The 267-nt window shown below is 58.8% G+C and carries 1 protein-coding gene; it reads right to left on the reverse strand.

What is annotated here, in order from left to right:
- Positions 1-214, reverse strand: a 214-nt coding sequence (locus tag R0K30_RS22205) for a hypothetical protein (protein WP_410613033.1), incomplete at its 3' end; no start/stop codon positions are given.
- Positions 215-267: the final 53 nt, after the last annotated feature.

A 267-nucleotide genomic window follows, 5' to 3' on the forward strand; every position in this document is an offset into this window, starting at 1 on the left:
GGGACTGCGGAATGATCTCCTCGAAACCAGCATTCACCTGCAGTTTGCTGGTTTGGAAGGCAGACCGCACCGTCAGGAAGGCGCACGCGAGCATGATGGACAAACGGGGAGGGAACAGCAGTTGCTCCAGGTAGCTGCCTGAATACGGGTCGAACTGCGCAGCCTCACTGACTGCAGGCCGATCGCCGGCGCCGCTGTCTTGGAAAATGGTCATGCGGGTATTCCTCACTGACGTCCAAGTTCGAGATTCACTACCCCACCAGCACC

Source organism: Bacillus sp. SIMBA_154 (genome assembly GCF_046536015.1).
Classification (GTDB): Bacteria; Bacillota; Bacilli; order Bacillales; family Bacillaceae; genus Bacillus; species Bacillus pumilus_P.